This window comes from Spirosoma fluviale (assembly GCF_900230225.1).
In the GTDB taxonomy this organism is placed as follows: domain Bacteria; phylum Bacteroidota; class Bacteroidia; order Cytophagales; family Spirosomataceae; genus Spirosoma; species Spirosoma fluviale.
The window spans coordinates 741,258-758,486 of record NZ_OCNH01000003.1; the positions used below are offsets into that span (position 1 = coordinate 741,258).

Genomic DNA, 17,229 nt, shown 5'->3' on the forward strand with positions numbered 1-17,229 from the left:
AATAGCATTATTCATTACTCATCATTCATTGATTTAGACACCCACTTCATTTCTCGTTCAATGGAATCGATCAGGTCTTTCTTTAATTCGTCCGGCAGCACGCCCCAGGTATAGGTTTCCACTTCCATCTGGTTCGTAAAGCGTCGTTCGGCTTGTAGCTGAAGTACCTCCCGGATATCCTCCTGCGTGGACTGCAACACGCCATAGTCCGAGACGAACAGCGGAACGTGAAAGTGTGCCCGCCATTCGGCATGGGTATCATCGAGCGCGGCCAGGGCTTCGGGCAAATCCGGGAAGCGAAGCAACGCGCCGGATGTTGTTCGGGCTACCACCTGATGCAGATACGTTGGTTCGTTGAACTGCTCAAACGCTTGCCGAACCGCCTGTCGCCCCGCCGGATCAGCCGGGAATTCAGCTTTTAAAGCGGCACTAATCTGGATTTTACCGACGCGCAGACCATAATCTTTGAGTTTGTCGAGCACATCGGCAGCCCGTTCGTAGCCCACCGCAAAGTGGCAAACATCGTAGCATAACCGAACGTGTTCGCAGATGGTGGCTTCGGCTTCTTCATCGGTCAGGCCAAATTCGCTGCTGAACTGGTCGATGCCCATAGGCAGCAGATAGTCCGTAAACCAGCTGATGAACTCGTCGGATGTTTCGATAACGCCATCCGGTTCGGGCTCCAGATCGAGGTGCATGAGCCGGTCGGTTTGCTTCCGTAACCGAATCAGGTCCGCTACTACTTCGAGGACGTTCTGGGTCGTTTGAGAATAGATATAATCGCGGGCCGCCGGTTGGTCCCACTCGAACCAGTGCCGGTAGGAGAGGGGTGAAGTAGACACGCCCCCCTGAATGCCGTTGCCCAGCTCATCGACGGGCAACAGCACCGATAAAATCCGGAACAGCCGTTTGGTGTATTCGACCCGTGCCTCGGTAGTCCAGTCGGGTGTATGTACCTGATCTTTAACGACAGTGTCGTGAAAACCCCCGAACGGAAAGCCGTTCATGGTGAAGACGTAACAGTCGTTCTTGGCCAGCCAGTGCTGAAATTCGACCAGATTTTCGGGAATTTCCAGCTCTTCACTGGCTATGTTGGACAGCCGCAACCCGATGCCAAAGGGCGCATCGGGCGATAGCCGTTGTTTCAGTTCCGGCAGGGCTTGTTTCAGCGCAGCAAAGTGATCTGCCCAGGTTTCGCCCGCGTGAATATTGGTACAGTAACCCAGGTGTCCGAGGAGGGTTTTCATAAACAGTAGTAACCAAAAGCGGCCCGTTTTCAAAACAGGCCGCTCCCGGTCAACGATAAAACTAAACTGTGGTTGATAATTCGTGTTCGCGCAGGGTGGCAATAGCCCGCCGAATCCGGTCGGCATCCATTTCGTGCACTTCAACGCCAACACCAAGGCCCTTGAGCAGCATGATGGTCAGCTGACCGCCCAGATGCTCCCGGAACTCCGACAGCCCTTTCAGGACGCCCGCGCTGTTGTCGGCGTCGAGCATGGGCTGGTAGAGGGAGAAGCCAAGGGTGCGGAGCGTAGCCAGAATACGGTTCGTGTCGGCTTCCGTGAGCCAGCCGAGTTGTTGTGAATACAGGCTGTCCAGCGCAATGCCAATGGCAACGGCTTCGCCGTGACGCAGCTCGAAGTTGGTAAGCTGCTCCAGTTTGTGGGCGCTCCAGTGCCCGAAATCCAGAGGTCTCGACGAGCCCATTTCAAACGGATCGCCCCCGGCAATGTGTTGCAGGTGCATGTCGGCGCAGCGGTGAATGAGGTAGCTCATGGCCGTCATATCGCGGGCCGCCAGGGCTTCGGCGTTTGCTTCGATCCACTCGAAAAATGCCTTGTCTTTAATGAGCGCTACTTTAATGGCTTCGGAAATACCGGCCCGCCAGTCGCGGTCATCGAGAGTATACAGAAATTCGCTGTCGTTAAAGACCGCGACGGGTGGCACAAACGTGCCGAGGAAGTTCTTTTTGGCTTTGTAATTAACGCCGTTCTTCACGCCCACGCCCGAATCGTTCTGTGAAAGAACGGTGGTTGGAATACGAATATGGCGAATACCCCGGTGCGAGATGGCCGCAGCGTAGCCTACTAAATCGAGAACAGAGCCGCCCCCAATAGCCGCTACATACGAGTGGCGGTCAATGCCGTACGTATCAACCGCTTCAACGATTTTTTCGACCAGGTCAGGATCATTTTTTGCGGCTTCTCCCCCCGGAATTATCAGTAAGTCAGGGATAAGCTCGACAAGATCGATATGTTGGGAAAAGTAGGATTTGATCTGTACGGACAAATCAGGATGCGAGTCGATGACGCCTGAATCAACGACGAACAAGAGTTTTTTCTTTGTGTCACCGGTGGCTTGTTGCGTAAAAAAGTCGGTGAGTAATGAATTTGTACTCTCAAAAAGTTTTCCGGTAAAAAAGACGTTGTAAACGAATTTAACCGTGAAAGACTGCTGCAAATGACTCATCTCATTATGATGTAAAAACTCAAAATTACCCAAAAAACACCAGCATTGTCTAAAAAAGTCCCGCACTTTATATTCATTTATCAGGAGATTGGATGAGTTTGGTTAATTCGGCTGATTTAGTAGATTGTTGACCTTTTGCGGTTACAGAATTACACCTTGTAGCCGCAAAACCTTCTGCACCCGTTTATCTTTGCGGAATCATCTTTTTACAGCTTTCATATGTCTCGTATTGCTCTCATTACCGGCGCAACCTCTGGCATTGGCCGCGCCACGGCCAATGCATTTGCCGATCTGGAATACCGTCTCATTCTTTGCGGTCGTCGGCAGGACCGTCTGGCCGAGTTGGAGGAACAACTCGGCACCCAGACGTCTGTAATCACCCTTAGCTTCGATGTGCGCGACTGGACCGAAGTTAGCGACGCCATTAGCAGCCTGCCCGATGAGTGGAAAGCCATTGATATTCTGGTGAACAATGCCGGAAATGCCTTTGGTATGTCGCCGATTCAGGATGGCGACGTTGCCGACTGGGATCTGATGATCGACGGTAATGTGCAGGGGTTACTGTATGTGTCGAAGGCCGTGACGCCGGGCATGGTGGAACGCCAGCGCGGTCATATTGTCAACCTGAGTTCCATAGCGGGCAAGCAGACCTACGCCAATGGTGCCGTTTACTGCGCCAGCAAGGCCGCCGTTGAAGCCATCAGCACGGGCATGCGGCTGGACCTGACCCAGCATGGCATCAAAGTCACAAATATTGCGCCCGGTGCCGTTGAAACGGAGTTTTCAGTCGTTCGCTTTAAAGGCGATGCCGAACGGGCGGCTAAAGTGTACGAAGGCTTTGCACCCCTCACCGCCGACGATATTGCCGATACGATTGTGTACGCTGTAACAGCCCCGGCCAACGTCACCATCGCCGATATGACCATCCTGGCGTCCGCTCAGGCAGCCGCTACCACGATTCACCGGAAGTAAACAGTTTTTTCAAACCTATAAGGGTTCAAAAACCGTATAGGTTTGAAACGGCTCTACTATATGGCAAAGACTATTTTTATAACAGGCGCATCATCAGGCATCGGGAAGGCTACCGCTATCCTTTTTGCCAGACACGGCTGGAACGTTGCCGCGACCATGCGTAATTCGCAAGATGATACCGAACTGGCGCAGTATCCGTCCATTAAGGTGTATGCGCTGGATGTTACGCAGCCCGAGAGCGTTAGCCAGGCGGTGCAGCAGGCACTGGCCGACTGGAAACAGATCGACGTTTTGTTAAATAATGCGGGCTATGGTCTGGCTGGCCCGCTGGAAACGGCTTCTGAAGAGAAGATCATGGACCAGTTCAATACCAATGTGTTCGGGGTAATGCGGACGATCAAGGCATTGCTGCCCAATTTCCGGGAAGCGGGGGGCGGTACCATCATCAACGTCACGTCGATTGGCGGACTGGTTGGCCTGCCGTTCAACTCCATCTACCACGCCACCAAATTCGGGTTGGATGGCCTGTCTGAATCGCTGAATTACGAGCTGCGGCCCTTTGGTATTCGGGTGAAGATCGTGGCACCGGGCGGGGTCATCACCGACTTTGCCACCCGTTCGCTGAAACGGACAGTAGACGGCCCAAGCGTGTACGACGCCGGTCTGGAGAAAATATTTGCGGCATTTGGCAAGAATTCGGCCAATTACTCGACCGCTGAGCAGATCGCCGAGGTGATCTACCAGGCCGCCACCGACGATACCAACCAGATTCGCTACGTAGCCGGACAGGACGCGCAGGCTACCTACGGTGCCTGGAAAAGCATGAGCAACGAAGATTTCTTTACGATGATCAACCAGCGGTTTGGTCTGGGGGAGTAATTGATTAGAATGTCCTGAAAATCCGGGGAGCAAAGTCGTGCAGCAGATGACTTTGCTCCCCGGATTTTGTCGTTTAGGGAGCCGTCAATCAGTGATTCAGAATTAAAGTGTAGCTACCGTTTAATTTCTATGGCATGGTATGATATAATCTAGGTTTAATAAAATATTTTTTAGATTATTGATAGGGATATATACATTGCCTCGCATAAGGTATTCTAAACCACTGCCATGAAAAATCATTATTATTTACTCGTTTTGTTCGTCTGCTCTTTGTTCGCTTATGCCTGCAAAAAAGAAGATACTCAACCTCAGACAGTCGCTAACATCGTCACCAATGGGGATATGGAAGCGGCTCCCTATGCCGACTGGGGCTCTTATTTAGGCAGGGTATCGACAACTAGTCCCAACAAATACACCATCGAATACTCAACCGAGGCTGCTTCCTCGCCAACCCATTCCATTAAAGTTAGTTGCGATGCGGTGAAGAATGACACAACCTACCAGTATCTACAGCAGATTATTTATACATCCAATAAGCCTATTCCGGCGGGTGCCAAACTAACCCTGAGAGCTAAAATTAAGGTGGTCAATGTGCAGGGTAATGGAATATCGCTGGCAATGGGAGGGAATGAAGGTGCCAGTGGTAGGTATGCATCTGCGTTTTATACATCAACTGAAGGTAAAATAGCCATTACGGGTACGAATGACTTTAAAGAGTACGCCCTAACCTTTGATTCGTTTCCGGCTAAAGCCACCAGCATGTATGTACTGCTGGCTTACCTGCACAAAACTACCGGTACTGTTTATTTTGATGATGTGTCGCTTAGTATAAACTAACGAGAATAATCAACCTGATAACCCTGCTGGAACAATGATGGGCACTACCAAAACCAATAGTTATTATCTGTTTGTCTTCTTCTGTTTTGGTTGTCTGGCTTCCTGCCAGAAAGATCAGGACCCGGCGGCTACATCGGCAACGGCGCAGGCATATGTAGATAGAATTGTCGGTGAGATGCAGAAGTATTCTATCAATCGGAAAACCATTGACTGGTCTGTTTTTAAGCAGAAGGTAAATGATAAACTGGCTGGAAGTCAGTCGATTGCCGATACATACCCGGCAATCCAACTTGCCTTAACCTTGTTGGGAGACAATCATAGCTCGTATATGACTTCTACAGGAACCCTGCTTATTGGAGTGCGATCGATAAACTGCACGGATGGGAGACCAACGGATGTTCCGGCTACTTCTAAAATTGGGTATGTAAAAATTACCGGCTTTTCTGGTAGTGGGACAGAGGCAACCAATTTTGCCAAATCCATTCAAACTGCCATCAGACAGGCTGATTCGGATTCCATTCGGGGTTGGATTGTTGACCTTCGGGGTAATACGGGCGGCAATATGTGGCCTATGCTGGCGGGGGTTGGGCCAATTCTGGGTGATGGCATAGCCGGATATTTTATTGACCCGGATGGAATGACTACCTCCTGGTCATACCAAAAAGGAATAGCCATGATGGATCAGAAAGAAATGGTTAGCGTAGACGACCCCTATACCCTGCGCCGAGTGAATCCGAAAGTTGCTGTGTTGACAAATACAGTCACCGTCAGCTCAGGGGAAGTGATGGCTATCTCATTTAAAACCCGTCTCAATACCCGAAGTTTTGGTACACCCACCTGTGGCCTTTCTACGGCTAATTGGATGACAGTTCTTAGTGACGGGGGCATTCTGAATTTAACAAAATCTACGTTAGCCGATCGGACTAAAAAGTTGTATGGCAACCAGGTTCAGCCAGACGAAGTAGCTTATCCATCTACCGCCGTCGATAACGCCATCGCGTGGTTACTACAATAAGCATAGCTTATCGTTTTTTATACATTAATGGTAACTTATTGATAAAGGTCGCTCCATAACGCCTAAACCGCTTCAACTTGCTGTCCCGGCACCCTATATGTAAATGCTGGGCGAAGTCGTTTATGTGGGTAATGCAACTGTAAAGAAAAAACTGATCTTTTTTCAAAAGTTAGGTCGCCTGTTTCGTACTGGCCACTAAAGCCATCAACACCTCCGACTCCACCCGGTGTGTACCGTCGAAAGCGGTGATTTGCAGCGTTGGGGCGTCGGTTTTCAACCGACCGAGGTAGCCGTCGATATCGGTAATTTCCTGAATATATTCGTCCTGCCGACCGTAGACGTAGTGCATTTCGGTTGAGCCAAATCCTGAAGTATCCATTAGCTCCGCAAGGCCGTTAGGAAAATAACCCGCCCACATAATGAGTCGGTCCGCGTGAACGTGCCCGTTGTTCAGCCATCGACAGGCGGTAGCGGCTCCCTGCGAAAAACCGAAGAGGGTAATTTGTAAAGCCGCCTGGTTGGGTTCACGGCCCTCCAGAATTAGGTCGTAGAGAGAGTTCAGGTAGGTCACATAATCGCTGACTTCATGGTCGCGGTCTTCGCGGCTCATCCACGAAGCGCCAATGCGCTGGTAGCTGGTATCCAGATACATGCGGGAGAGTCCCTCCGGCACCACGATCAAGGTTTGCCCGTCGTCCAGGTCGCTGAACTTCCGACTGAAATACTGCGCCAGTTGCCCGAATCCGTGCAAACAGAACCAGATGTTTTTAGTCTGGTCGGTGAGGGTTCCCAGGGTGTAATACCGGGCGGTTCGCCGGACGGGCAAGTGGTGTTCCTGAAGCATAGCGGCTTATCGGTGAAATCGTGATTGCTGGCGGTCGTTCTTCCGCTGTTCGTAATGCTGTTTATCGGCAATGTAACAAAGGCGCTCGATCTGGGCGTGAACGACGCCATCGGCATCCACCCAGTCCAGCGTAAACGTCTGCTCTGTTTGTCCGTTCTCCGCTACCGCCTGCCGAATCGTGTCGAGCTGTTCATCGGTAATTTCGAAGCGGGCGTAGAGTGTCTGGCGGCCCGGCTTTCGAAACCGGATGCTGCCCGTTTTATCCCAAACCACGTATTGCTTCCCTAAAATGCGCAACAGCATGAGCATGTAAAACGGGTCGGCGGCAGCGAACATACTGCCGCCGAAAATGGTACCGACGTAGTTATAGGTCCACACGTTTCGGCGTAACCGCAGATGAACCTCCCGCGAATCGCCCGACCAGAATAGAATCTTTCCTCCTGTGCCAAAATACATTGGGTACCAGTTCATCAACTGACGAAAACGCCACATGTTGAACGACTCGGTCCGGCTGGTTTGCAGAAAAGCAGGTTTCATAAGTGGTGAGCGTAAAGTGAACGCGTTGAAAACAAGCTAATTAGTAGCCTGTTGTGACAAACTGCTGGCCTTTTTTGGTGGCCTGTGCTATCTGTCCGGCATGGTAAGAATTGTGGTGCATCAGGAACGTAAGCAGCTGCATACGCGAAACTTCACCAAAGGGCGATGGTACCATTTCGGCCCATTGTTCATCGCTCGTTTGCTGAATCTGTTCGGCAATCATGGCGAAACTATCGTCGTATAGCTGTAGAACGGCTGTCAGATCGAGCACTCGACCATCGTCCGAAACACCGCCCACAGCCTGTAAGGGAATGGTTACTTCCCGACCAAAGAGCATGAACGCAAATCGGTGCATGACTTCGGCGGTATGGAGGGCGATAAATCCGGCCGACGCTGTTTCGGGTGTTAGGCGGTAGCGGTAGTTGTCGGGCGTTAGTTTACGAACGGGACCAGCCGCCGATGCCTGATTGAACTGCCAAAGCTGGGAAAGGAGTTGTGTTGTCATGGGTGTATTGTAGTGGGTGTAGTAAGTGTAGTGCCGCCCGTCGATGCGTCGAACCGTCCCGGTCGGGCGTATGATAAGTGTTATCTACCCGACCGAGACGGTCGCCGGGCCGCCGAAGCGGCACTACTGTGTTCTATTGATTTGGTAAAAGTTTAGTGAATACATGGTCAGAAAAAACACGCAGGCCGTCGACAGCATCGGTACCCAGATCCGTGCGTACCTGTTCGTTGAGGGCTTTCCAGATTTTATGGCATCGTTTGGCCAGGAGCCTTCCCTCTTCCGTCAGATAAAGCCCGTTACGGAGGTTATCCGTCAGCCAGCCGTTCTTTTGGAGGAGCTGTACATCCCGGCTCATCGCCGATTTTTCAATCTGTAATCGTTTCGATAGCTCGGCCTGCCGAATGCCCGGCTGGGCGAACATGTGCATCAGCAGACCTGCCTGGGCAAAGGTGACTCCTTCGGCCGCGAAAGCCTCGTTATACCGCCCCGTCACGACCCGCGCCAGCATCCGTAACCGACCCGCAATGCAGTAACTATCAGGGCTTTTATCGGGCTGAGGGGGTTGTTCTGGATTCATGGGGTAAATATACAAGTCGAAGTTGTATATGCAACTTGTGTGCCTAAATAAATAACTCACCTGATTTATGTGAGCTATTTACTGATCCCGTAATATGTATTAAACATCCTGCGACGACACTGACTGAACGGAAGCCGTCTTGCTCAGTGCCACATCTTTAGGCGGGTTCTGGCTCCAGAAAGTGGCCAGTAGTGAGCCGGTCGTGTTCATGATGGGGCCGAAGAGGGCAGGAGCGAGGCCTACCGTGGCTACTTTACCCATTTGTACCGCAATTCCCGACGCTAATCCACCATTCTGTAAGCCTACTTCAATGGCCACGGTGCGGGAACTCTGCTCGTCAAGGCCAAACAAGCGGGCGCTCCAGTAGCCTAATGTAAAGCCCGTCAGGTTGTGGATCAATACGCATAGAGCCAGTGTCCAGCCTACTGTTAGCAGACTATCGCGACCGGCGGCTGTGATGATGGCAACAATCAGAACAATGCCACCCATCGAAATAAGCGGCATCACCCGGTTGAGCATAACAGCCGATTTATGGAAAATCCGGTTCAGCGCCAGGCCGACCAGCACGGGCAAAATGACGATCTGCATAATCTCGATCATCATTTTCCAGAAAGAAATTTCAATGAACTGTCCCGCCAGCAGGGTCATCAGCGCGGGCATCAGAAACGGGGCCAGAAGGGTAGACAGCGTCGTTACGGTAATAGACAGAGGAACGTTGGCCTTCGCAATAAAACACATGACGTTGGAAGCCAATCCGCTGGGCGAACAACCGATCAGCACAACACCAGCCGCTATCTCGGGCGGAAAACTGAACACATTGGCCAGCGTGTAACCCAGCAGGGGCATGATCAGAAAATGGCAGGTTACGCCAATAAACACTGCCTTTGGCTGCTTGATGACGCCCTCGAAATCCTTGATCGACATGGTGGTACCCATGCCCAGCATGATGATTTGCAGGAGGGGAACAATCAGTTTTTTCAGCGGGAAATCACCGACACTGGTGAAAGGCCCCGGAAAGATCAGTGCTGTGGTTACCGCCACAATGATCAGGGCCGTATAAATCAAATTGCTGTATGACGAGCGGTCATTGGTTTCAGCTTTCATTTTCTAAGGAAGACTAGTAAACGGAGAATGACACAGAGAACATGTGTAGAGGTAGAAAGCAATCCGTCGGCTAAACTTACCCGTTTCAGCCGCTCATACTTAAGACCCGAGAAAAACACCTGTCTATCCGCTGAATCTGAGATACTACCCTTGTAAGTAACTTAAATAGTGATTAGGCAAATAAAATTTGCTTGATGGTGTTCTTTGCGAAATTTTAAGTAAATGATAACTTTGTCCTTTGTCTTTTTTTAATGAGGCTTTACTACTTACTCAACTATGGAAAAACTGGTACGAATGTGTTTGGTGCTAACCTTCTTGCTCTGTTCGTCGCTCGCGATGGCGCAACAGATCGAAATAAGCGGTACCGTTACAACCGATGGAGAAGGCACCGCGCTGCCGGGAGTGAACGTGTCTGTGAAGGGCACAACGGTTGGCACGCTGACCAACGAAAATGGGCAGTACAGCATCCGGGCCACTCCCGGAAACTCAATCCTGGTGTTCAGCTACATCGGTTACGAAAGTCAGGAGGTGCCTGTAGGGAGCCGAACCAGCATCAGCGTGGCGCTGAAGGCGGACAACAAAATGCTCAACGAAGTGGTGGTGACGGCCCTGGGCATCAGCCGCGACAAAAAAGCCCTGGGCTATGCTACCCAGAGTGTCAACGCTGAGCAGATCGTACAGAACCGCCAGACCAATCTGGTCAACGCCCTACAGGGGAAAGTGGCCGGGGTCACCATTTCCAGCACCGGCGGGGCACCGGGGCAGGGCGCCCGGATTCTCATTCGGGGGATCAACTCCATCGACGCCAGCCGCGATAACCAACCGCTGTTCGTTGTCGACGGGGTTCTGTTCGACAATAGTACCTCGACCGGAACGAGTAATTCGGGGGCGGAGTTTCGGGGTTTGTCGAACCGGGCGGCCGATATCAACCCCGACGATGTAGAAACCATCAATATCCTGAAAGGTGGGGCAGCTACGGCGTTGTATGGGTTGCGGGGTGCCAATGGCGTGGTCGTTATCACCACCAAATCCGGCAAGGCCGGGGCATTACGGGCCAATTACAGCGGTACGTATGGGTTCGAGAATGTGAACAAATACCCCGAGGTGCAGGACAAATACACCATCGGCTACTCGGGCGTGTATAACCCGCAGGACTTTTTCCCCTCCTGGGGACCAACCGTGGCAGAAGCCATTAAAATCGACCCGACGCACCCGCAGAAGCTGTACAATCACTTCCGCGATGCGTTTTATACCGGAAAGCAGTTTCAGAACAACCTGTCTTTTTCGGGCGGTAACGACAAGATCACCTACCTGTCGTCCATCGGGCATGTGACGCAGGACGGCGTTATCCCGTTCACCAATTACAACAAACTGTCGGTTCGCCTGAACACCAATGTGAAGTTCAGCGACAAGTTCAGCACCAGCGCCAACCTGAATTTTATTAACTCGGGGGGCGACCGCTACAATGCCGACCGCTACAACGAAAGTCTCAGCTACTGGTCGCCCCGCTACGACGTTCGGGATTACCTCAACGCCGATGGTTCGTACAAGACGTACGGAAATGGCAACCCTATTTACGGGGCCATGACCAACAAACTGCGGGACAATGTGAACCGGCTGGTGGGCGGGTTGAACTTTACCTACAACCCCCTGTCGTGGCTGACGCTGAACTACCGCGCTGGTCTGGATACGTATTCCGAAGACCGCAAACGGACCGCGCCCGGTCCGGCGGGTATTGCCAACGAACGTATTTTTGAAGACAATGGCCTTGGGTTCGTGTACCAGTATAACACCAGCTTTCGCGCGATTACTTCGACGTTTGCGGCCAGCGCCAATACCAAATTGGGTTCGGACATCAACGCAACCCTGCGCGTGGGTCACGACTTATACGACCGCCGGATTCGCGGGTTCGGGGCAGAGGGTACGGAGTTAACTGTTTACAACTACTTCGATCTGCGCAATGCCAAAACGATCGTGCCTACGCAAAGCGCCGAAGACTACCGCCTGATGGGTATTTTCGGGGAGTTGACGATGGACTATAAAGATTACCTGTTTCTGACCCTGACGGGCCGGAATGACATTACATCTTCGCTCATGGCCCCCAACAACTCCTTCTTTTACCCGTCGGTGAGCCTTGGTTATCTGTTCTCGCAGCAGTTTCAGTTACCTCAGTTCATCAGCCTGGGGAAATTGAGGGCGTCGTACGCCAAAATCGGTAAAGATGCGTCTCCTTATTCGACCGTTACGGGCTATTCGTCGTACACCCAACTGCCCTCCGGCACAACGGGCTTCACGCGGGGGTCACTGCTCGGCGACCCTACGCTCCGGCCTGAGTTCACCGATACCTTTGAAGGTGGCCTGGAGATGAATTTCCTCAACAACCGTTTCGGGCTGGATTTTACGTATTACAACTCGATCAGTAAAGACCAGATCATTCGGGTCGACGTAACGTCGTCCACCGGCTACGTGAATGCGGCCATTAACTCCGGCTCCATGCGTAACCGGGGTATCGAATTGATTTTACGCGCTACCCCCGTCCGGACGGGCAAATTTAACTGGGATGTAAACTTCAACTTCTCGGCCAACCGCAACAAAATCCTGAGCATCCGCGAAGGGCTGACCGAAATCAACTATGCGTCGCAGTCGGGCTATGCCAACTCAACGGTAACCATGAAACTGGTGCCGGGCTATGCGTACGGTAACCTCTACGGACGAAGCTACAAACGGTATTTCGCTAACCCGACCGAAGAAACCGTTGAACTCGACCGGAGCCGCCCGGTGGTGATTGGTGCCAACGGATTCCCGGTTATCAACACGACACAGAAATTACTGGGTAACTCGCAGCCCAAATGGATTGGCGGGATCACCAACACCCTGCGGTACGGCGACTTCTCCCTGACGGCCCTGTTCGATGCCCGCGTTGGGCAGTATCGCTACAACCAGTTGGGTAACTTCTTCTCGGCTTTCGGCATCGCCAAATACACCGAAGACCGCAACGACACGAAAGTGTTCGAGGGCGTTCTGGCCGATGGCACCCCCAACACCAAAGCCGTGTGGCTGGGCCAGGGTAAAGGGCCGGACGGTGTCGATTACGGCAATGGGTTTTACCGGAATGTACACCGGGGCTCCTCGGAAAACTTCATTGAAGATGGCTCCTGGGTGCGGCTTCGGTCAGTGGGGCTGTCGTACAGTCTGCCCACCACGCTGCTGAAGAAATCGTTTGTGAAAAACGCCCGCCTTGGGGTAACGGGCAATAACGTGTGGCTGTGGACCAAATTCACGGGCTATGATCCCGAAACCAGTTCGACCAACAGCGGCAGTAACGTCGATGGCTTCACCGGCTTCACCTATCCGGCTGTGAGGAGCTTCCTGTTTACGCTCAATGTTGGTTTTTAAGTATCACTTTCTTTTCAGACGACTATGAAATTTTACCCGAACTATATGCGCTCGCTCCTGGCCCTGCTTCTGCTTTGGGGCCTGAGCAGTTGCAAAGATTATTTTGAACTGAACCAGAATCCAACGCTCATCGACAATCCGCCCCTGGCTTCGCTTCTATCAACAACGACCCAGAAAACGGCCCTGAACTCGCAACGGGTGGGGAACATTACGTCGTACTTTGTGCAGTACCTGGCCAGTCCGGGAGCTGGTGGGTCGACGGATACGTACCAGATCACGGATTATACCAGTGCCTGGGATGCCGTCTATTTCGGGATGGCCGACCTGTACGACCTGAAGCGGAAAGCACAGGAACAGGGGGCCTCGGACTATGTTGGCGTGGCCGACGTGATGCTGTCGTACCACCTGACGCTCATTGCCGATACGTTTGGTAGTGCGCCTTTCTCCGATGCGTTTACCGGAACAACCCTGACGCCGAAGTACGACACGGCCGAAACCCTGTACACCACGGCGCTCAACCTGCTGAACGAAGCCACTACGGAACTGGCCAAAACCGATTCGAAGGTGAAGTTAAGTGCCGCCAACGACCTGATTCACAAAGGCAGCACGGTAGCCTGGACAAAAACGGCCTATGCCCTCAAGGCTCGTATGCTCAACAAAGTCTCTAAAACAAGCACTTATAAACCCGCCGATGTGCTCGACGCGACAGCAAAGTCGTACACGGCCAATGCCGACGATGCCCAGATGTCGTCCTTTTTGCTCCGGAATCCCTGGGCGCAGGTGGCGCGTAACAATGCCGCGTTGCTACTTGATGGCTGGTTGTCTACCCAGTTTGTAAATCAGCTGAATGGTACGACTTACGGCGTTTTTGACCCGCGCATTGAGAAGATCACGGACAAGACCGTCAATAACGATTACAAGGGAACGGTAAACGGACAGGGCAATGTAGGGGGCAACAACACGACTAAAGACGAGTCGTACATTTCGCTCAACTCGCCCCTCACCGGCGATGCCTCGCCGTTGTTGATTGTGACGTTTGCGGAGATGAAATTCGTGGAAGCCGAAGCGGCTCTGGCAACTGGCGATAAGGCCCGCGCCTATGCCGCTTATCTGGCCGGTATCCGGGCCAATATGGACAAGTTTAGTGTAGCAACTGCGGCTCGGGATGCCTACATCGCCAGCCCGGTGGTCAGCGTGGGTGCGGATGCCCTTACCCGCGACCTTATTTTCAAGGAAAAATATGTAGCCACCTACCTGAACCCCGAAGCCTGGAACGATGCCCGCCGGTACAACTACCAGTACAAAGGATTCAAACTGCCGGTCAATGCCGCCCTGCCGACGTACATCCGCCGGGTAGCCTACCCGAATGGCGAAACGACCAAAAACGGGATCAACGTGCCCGCCGAGGTCGTGCTATCAGAACCGCTCTGGTGGGATAAGTAGTCGTTGTAGTGTCCGAGCCAGTGTAGTACCGAGCGTCGTTGTAATGCCGACGCTCGGTACTACACTGGCTCGGACACTACAATGTTGCCAGCACTCCTTCCTTCAGCGAGTACGTCGAGGTGCGTATCTGCGAAATTCCGTAGGTTTTCAGGACAAAGTCGATCAGGCAAACGGCCACCACAATCATATCGACGCGCAGTTCGATCATGCCGGGAAGCTGCATACGTTCTTCATGGTTGCGGGTGATGAGTAGCTCATAAGCGCGGTAAAATTCGGAAACGGGTAAGGTGAACGCGGCTTGCTGCGGGTCGGGCAGGTGGCCCTGTTCGTGCATGAACCACATATCGACCAGGGTGTCGAACGAGCCCGAGGAGCCGACGAGGACAGCAGGCTCGTACTGGTGAATGGCGTTGGCCAGCGGCAATAACTGTTCCTGAAAATAATCGTGTAGCCGACGGATGCTGCCGGGGCTGATAGGGTCTGTAGCCATGAACCGCTCGCGGAGCCGCTGCCCGCCAATCTCGAAACTCTGTTTCCAGAAGATACGCGATTGATTGCCCAGGATAAACTCGACACTACCCCCGCCAATGTCCATTACCAGGGCGGTGGTCTCGTCCAGCGCCCCGGCGGCCCGAACGCCTTTATAAATGTATTCGGCTTCCTGCTCTCCCGAAATGACCTGAATCGGAATGCCGGTTGCAGCCCGGACCCGGTCGATGAATTCCTGCTGGTTGCGGGCTACGCGAATGGCGCTGGTACCCGTGGCCATGACCTGATCGGGCGCTACGGCGTGTTGGTCGAGTACCTGTCGAAAATAGGAAAGTACGACCAGTGCCCGTTCGATGCCGGCCTCGGTGATGATTCCCTGGTTGATACCGGCTTGCCCGATTTTGGCGGGCCGACTTTCACGAAACAGCGTTGTATAGCCCGTATCGGTTTTTTCGGCGATGAGGAGATGAAATGTATTGGTACCTAAGTCGATAATGGCTTGCTTCATAGATGCAAAACTATTACCTTTGCCGTCCGGTTTTAGCTAAAACAGAAAATTTAGAACATGCTTATCATTAACGTAAAAGACAACGAGTCGATTGACAAGGCCCTGAAACGCTTCAAGAAGAAATTCGAGAAGACGGGTGTGTTGCGGCAGTTGCGGTCGCGGACGGCTTTCCAAAAACCGTCGGTAAAGCGTCGCACAGAAATTATCAAAGCCGCTTACAAAGAGCGGATGTACGGCAACCATACCGAACAATAGAATCGTTCGGTCACCAGTTTCGCTGGTGGTGTGAAGTTGGTCGTGGATGAATCGTTGATTGCGCAGTCAACGGTGCCGAATCGCCAGATAAGACACGCATAAGAGCAGCAGACAGAGATGTTTGCTGCTCTTATTTTGACCGCACGGGCGGCCCCGCGGGATTTTTTTGATTTGCCTGATTATCATGATTAATACATTTGATATTTGCGTGGCAGATTAATATTCACTGGATTCATCTAATTAAGATGACTAGATTTGGTAGGCCAAAATCATTGGAATCAAATGAATCAACCAAATCCCGGTTCTGACTTCCTCGCCCACATTCGTTACGAAAAACGCCTGAGCCATCACACCCTGACGGCGTACACCAATGATCTGGAGCAGTTTTGCACCTTTTTACTCGCCGAATGCAACATCGACCAGCCCGAACGGGCCGATTTCCGGCATGTGCGTTCCTGGATCGTGAGTTTAGTCGAGAGCGGGATGGATAAATCATCCGTGAACCGGAAAATAGCCACCCTCCGTAATTTCTTCGGGTTTCTGCTGCGTCGTAAAGTAATTGACTTCGACCCCATGTCGAAGATACAAGCGCTGAAAGCCAGCAAGCGACTGCCGCAATATGTTGAAGAAAAGCCGATGGAGATGCTGCTCGATGACATTGAGTTTCCGGATACCTTCGAAGGGGCTCGGGATAAGCTGGTGCTGGAACTTCTCTACGGAACCGGTATTCGCCTGAGCGAGCTGACCGGCCTGAAAACCACCGACGTCAATCTGTACGAGAAAACGATCATCGTCCTCGGCAAGCGCAATAAACACCGCATTGTGCCCTTAAATCAGCCTCTGTTCGAGCTGATTCAACAATACATTGTCCTTAAAGAAAAGGAATTTCACGGCCAGGCCGATGGTGTCAACTTGATTGTCAGCGATAAGGGAGTTGCTGCCTATCCGGTACTTATTCAGCGTATCGTAAAACGGCACCTGACGCTGGTTACCACCCTGGGTACCAAAAGCCCGCACGTCCTGCGCCATACATTCGCCACCCATCTGCTCAACCGGGGGGCTGATCTGAATGCCATTAAAGATTTACTCGGACACAGTAGTTTGGCTGCTACCCAGATCTACACGCATACCAGCCTGGATCAGCTAAAGAAAACGTACGACCAGGCCCATCCAAAAGCAAAAAAGTAAAGTCCGGTATTGCATCGGCTAATAAACACGGCTACTTAGGGTACATTCTAAGTAATTGGTCAATTTGCTGTTAGTAAAAGGGTATAAATACTTATAGTTTATTTAAAAAAAGTTTACTAAATCAAGTATATACATTAAATATCATAGTGAGATATAGGTAATTTTGTGATTACTTAGTTGAGTAATTGCTGATTTTTGTCTAGCTCAA

General features: G+C 51.9%; 16 protein-coding genes. 8 read left to right on the forward strand and 8 right to left on the reverse strand.

What is annotated here, in order from left to right; all coding sequences use genetic code 11:
* Positions 1-14: 14 nt before the first annotated feature.
* Entirely contained in the window at positions 15-1,247 is a 1,233-nt protein-coding gene (eboE, locus tag CRO74_RS19200) for a metabolite traffic protein EboE (protein ID WP_097127963.1), read from the reverse strand.
* Between the two features lie 61 nt (positions 1,248-1,308).
* Positions 1,309-2,472, reverse strand: a complete 1,164-nt coding sequence (locus tag CRO74_RS19205; protein ID WP_097127965.1) for a 3-dehydroquinate synthase — start codon at positions 2,470-2,472, stop codon at positions 1,309-1,311.
* Positions 2,473-2,691: 219 nt separating this feature from the next.
* Here CRO74_RS19205 and CRO74_RS19210 point away from each other — a divergent pair, with 219 nt between their 5' ends.
* From CRO74_RS19210 to CRO74_RS19225, 4 genes are all read left to right on the forward strand, one after another.
* The gene (locus CRO74_RS19210; protein ID WP_097127966.1) at positions 2,692-3,444 is read left to right on the forward strand and encodes an SDR family NAD(P)-dependent oxidoreductase; all 753 of its coding nucleotides are present in this window, start codon (positions 2,692-2,694) and stop codon (positions 3,442-3,444) included.
* Positions 3,445-3,504: 60 nt separating this feature from the next.
* A complete protein-coding gene (locus tag CRO74_RS19215) occupies positions 3,505-4,323 on the forward strand; it encodes an SDR family oxidoreductase (protein WP_097127968.1) in 819 nt (272 codons plus the stop codon).
* Between the two features lie 228 nt (positions 4,324-4,551).
* Positions 4,552-5,160 (forward strand): hypothetical protein, encoded by a 609-nt coding sequence (locus CRO74_RS19220; RefSeq protein ID WP_097127970.1) that lies wholly within the window; start codon positions 4,552-4,554, stop codon positions 5,158-5,160.
* A 34-nt stretch (positions 5,161-5,194) separates the two neighbouring features.
* The gene (locus CRO74_RS19225) at positions 5,195-6,175 is read left to right on the forward strand and encodes a S41 family peptidase (protein WP_218840228.1); all 981 of its coding nucleotides are present in this window, start codon (positions 5,195-5,197) and stop codon (positions 6,173-6,175) included.
* A 169-nt stretch (positions 6,176-6,344) separates the two neighbouring features.
* On the opposite strand, the gene CRO74_RS19230 is transcribed toward CRO74_RS19225, so the two are convergent.
* The 5 genes from CRO74_RS19230 to CRO74_RS19250 form a co-directional block, all read right to left on the reverse strand.
* Positions 6,345-7,019 (reverse strand): alpha/beta hydrolase, encoded by a 675-nt coding sequence (locus CRO74_RS19230; protein WP_097127972.1) that lies wholly within the window; start codon positions 7,017-7,019, stop codon positions 6,345-6,347.
* 6 nt (positions 7,020-7,025) lie between these two features.
* Positions 7,026-7,556, reverse strand: a complete 531-nt coding sequence (locus tag CRO74_RS19235) for a DUF4442 domain-containing protein (protein ID WP_097127974.1) — start codon at positions 7,554-7,556, stop codon at positions 7,026-7,028.
* A gap of 40 nt (positions 7,557-7,596) precedes the next feature.
* Positions 7,597-8,061, reverse strand: coding sequence for a DinB family protein (locus CRO74_RS19240; RefSeq protein ID WP_097127975.1), 465 nt, complete (start codon positions 8,059-8,061; stop codon positions 7,597-7,599).
* A 133-nt stretch (positions 8,062-8,194) separates the two neighbouring features.
* Positions 8,195-8,638 carry a MarR family winged helix-turn-helix transcriptional regulator gene (locus CRO74_RS19245; RefSeq protein ID WP_097127977.1) on the reverse strand — a complete coding sequence of 148 codons (444 nt, stop codon included), beginning with the start codon at positions 8,636-8,638 and terminating at the stop codon, positions 8,195-8,197.
* 99 nt (positions 8,639-8,737) lie between these two features.
* On the reverse strand, positions 8,738-9,742 hold the full coding sequence (locus CRO74_RS19250) for a bile acid:sodium symporter family protein (RefSeq protein WP_097127979.1): 1,005 nt from the start codon (positions 9,740-9,742) through the stop codon (positions 8,738-8,740).
* 276 nt (positions 9,743-10,018) lie between these two features.
* Here CRO74_RS19250 and CRO74_RS19255 point away from each other — a divergent pair, with 276 nt between their 5' ends.
* Both CRO74_RS19255 and CRO74_RS19260 read left to right on the forward strand, forming a co-directional pair.
* Positions 10,019-13,138: a SusC/RagA family TonB-linked outer membrane protein gene (locus tag CRO74_RS19255; RefSeq protein WP_097127981.1), complete on the forward strand. Its 3,120-nt coding sequence runs from the start codon at positions 10,019-10,021 to the stop codon at positions 13,136-13,138.
* A gap of 24 nt (positions 13,139-13,162) precedes the next feature.
* A complete protein-coding gene (locus CRO74_RS19260) occupies positions 13,163-14,581 on the forward strand; it encodes a SusD/RagB family nutrient-binding outer membrane lipoprotein (RefSeq protein ID WP_097127982.1) in 1,419 nt (472 codons plus the stop codon).
* Between the two features lie 76 nt (positions 14,582-14,657).
* Here the strand turns inward: CRO74_RS19260 and CRO74_RS19265 are convergent, their stop codons facing one another.
* A complete protein-coding gene (locus tag CRO74_RS19265; protein WP_097127984.1) occupies positions 14,658-15,578 on the reverse strand; it encodes a Ppx/GppA phosphatase family protein in 921 nt (306 codons plus the stop codon).
* 57 nt (positions 15,579-15,635) lie between these two features.
* Between CRO74_RS19265 and rpsU the strand changes: the two genes are divergently transcribed.
* Together rpsU and CRO74_RS19275 are read left to right on the forward strand one after the other, a co-directional pair.
* Complete coding sequence (rpsU, locus tag CRO74_RS19270) at positions 15,636-15,833, forward strand: 30S ribosomal protein S21 (protein WP_012924721.1); 198 nt, start codon at positions 15,636-15,638, stop codon at positions 15,831-15,833.
* A gap of 282 nt (positions 15,834-16,115) precedes the next feature.
* On the forward strand, positions 16,116-17,021 hold the full coding sequence (locus tag CRO74_RS19275; RefSeq protein ID WP_097127985.1) for a tyrosine-type recombinase/integrase: 906 nt from the start codon (positions 16,116-16,118) through the stop codon (positions 17,019-17,021).
* The last annotated feature ends 208 nt before the right edge of the window (positions 17,022-17,229 follow it).

What these genes read in the sequence shown, in the direction of transcription:
- eboE (WP_097127963.1), bottom strand. Translation starts at nt 1,247, where the DNA reads ATGAAAACCCTCCTCGGACACCTGGGTTACTGTACCAATATTCACGCG.
- CRO74_RS19205 (WP_097127965.1), bottom strand. Translation starts at nt 2,472, where the DNA reads ATGAGTCATTTGCAGCAGTCTTTCACGGTTAAATTCGTTTACAACGTC.
- CRO74_RS19210 (WP_097127966.1), top strand. Translation starts at nt 2,692, where the DNA reads ATGTCTCGTATTGCTCTCATTACCGGCGCAACCTCTGGCATTGGCCGC.
- CRO74_RS19215 (WP_097127968.1), top strand. Translation starts at nt 3,505, where the DNA reads ATGGCAAAGACTATTTTTATAACAGGCGCATCATCAGGCATCGGGAAG.
- CRO74_RS19220 (WP_097127970.1), top strand. Translation starts at nt 4,552, where the DNA reads ATGAAAAATCATTATTATTTACTCGTTTTGTTCGTCTGCTCTTTGTTC.
- CRO74_RS19225 (WP_218840228.1), top strand. Translation starts at nt 5,195, where the DNA reads ATGATGGGCACTACCAAAACCAATAGTTATTATCTGTTTGTCTTCTTC.
- CRO74_RS19230 (WP_097127972.1), bottom strand. Translation starts at nt 7,019, where the DNA reads ATGCTTCAGGAACACCACTTGCCCGTCCGGCGAACCGCCCGGTATTAC.
- CRO74_RS19235 (WP_097127974.1), bottom strand. Translation starts at nt 7,556, where the DNA reads ATGAAACCTGCTTTTCTGCAAACCAGCCGGACCGAGTCGTTCAACATG.
- CRO74_RS19240 (WP_097127975.1), bottom strand. Translation starts at nt 8,061, where the DNA reads ATGACAACACAACTCCTTTCCCAGCTTTGGCAGTTCAATCAGGCATCG.
- CRO74_RS19245 (WP_097127977.1), bottom strand. Translation starts at nt 8,638, where the DNA reads ATGAATCCAGAACAACCCCCTCAGCCCGATAAAAGCCCTGATAGTTAC.
- CRO74_RS19250 (WP_097127979.1), bottom strand. Translation starts at nt 9,742, where the DNA reads ATGAAAGCTGAAACCAATGACCGCTCGTCATACAGCAATTTGATTTAT.
- CRO74_RS19255 (WP_097127981.1), top strand. Translation starts at nt 10,019, where the DNA reads ATGGAAAAACTGGTACGAATGTGTTTGGTGCTAACCTTCTTGCTCTGT.
- CRO74_RS19260 (WP_097127982.1), top strand. Translation starts at nt 13,163, where the DNA reads ATGAAATTTTACCCGAACTATATGCGCTCGCTCCTGGCCCTGCTTCTG.
- CRO74_RS19265 (WP_097127984.1), bottom strand. Translation starts at nt 15,578, where the DNA reads ATGAAGCAAGCCATTATCGACTTAGGTACCAATACATTTCATCTCCTC.
- rpsU (WP_012924721.1), top strand. Translation starts at nt 15,636, where the DNA reads ATGCTTATCATTAACGTAAAAGACAACGAGTCGATTGACAAGGCCCTG.
- CRO74_RS19275 (WP_097127985.1), top strand. Translation starts at nt 16,116, where the DNA reads ATGAATCAACCAAATCCCGGTTCTGACTTCCTCGCCCACATTCGTTAC.